Below are 929 nucleotides of genomic sequence, written 5' to 3'. Positions count from 1 at the left end.
TCCACGACTACAACATCAAGGTTCACTTCACCATTGAAGTTTTGGTTTGGTGCAAAGCTGAACGTACCATCACCATTGTCGGTAAAGATACCTTCGCTGCCACTGTAGCTCACGCTATCTAGTGCTACCTCACCTTCAATATCGGAAGAGTTTGCCAACAACTGTTCTGCACTGATGGTGATGACTTCATCTTCATCAATGGTGTAACTGGTTGTGCCTGCGATTGGCGGATCGTTCACCTCAAGTACCGTGATACCTGCGGTAGTTGAATCCGTCGCGCCATCTTCGTCGATTACAACAACATCTAGGCTCACTTCGCCATTGAAGTTCTCGTTTGGCGAGAAGGTGTACGTGCCATCACCGTTGATTTCCAGCACACCATCGTTACCGCTATAGCTCACGCTATCAATCGATACATCACCTTCAATATCCGATGAGTTCGCTAGTAGCTGTTCATCACTGATGGTGATCGAGTTATCTTCATGCACTGTGTAAGACGTGCTGCCTGCCACTGGTGGATCATTCTCTGGCGTCACACTCACATCGATATTCGCGGTCACGGTGTCCGTGCCATCGGAAACATCGAAGGTAAAGTTTACGTCGCCATTGAAGTTTTCGTTCGGTGCGAAGCTGTATGTGCCATCGCCATTGTCAGTAAGAACACCGTCCGCGCCAGTGTATGTGACACCTTCTACCGATAGGTCATCGCCATCGATATCGGTTGCACCATCCAACAGGTCTTGATCAGTAAAGGTCAACACGCCATCTTCACCAATGGTGAACGCTTGATCTTCTGGCTGTGGTAGGTCGTTAACTGGATTAACCGTTAGATCTGCCGTCGCGACCAAGGTGTCAGAACCATCACTGATATCAAACGTGATATCAATGTCGCCATTGAAGTTCGCGTCGGGCGTAATGGTAAAGCTACC

1 protein-coding gene is annotated in these 929 nt (G+C 48.7%); it reads right to left on the bottom strand.

The features are described 5' to 3' along the window. A partial coding sequence (locus KJB35_RS28185) for a tandem-95 repeat protein (protein ID WP_285358697.1) occupies positions 1 to 929 on the bottom strand: 929 nt, incomplete at both ends.

Source organism: Vibrio sp. D431a (genome assembly GCF_030248655.1).
GTDB lineage: Bacteria > Pseudomonadota > Gammaproteobacteria > Enterobacterales > Vibrionaceae > Vibrio > Vibrio alginolyticus.
This window is presented reverse-complemented; position numbering and strand designations above follow the sequence as displayed.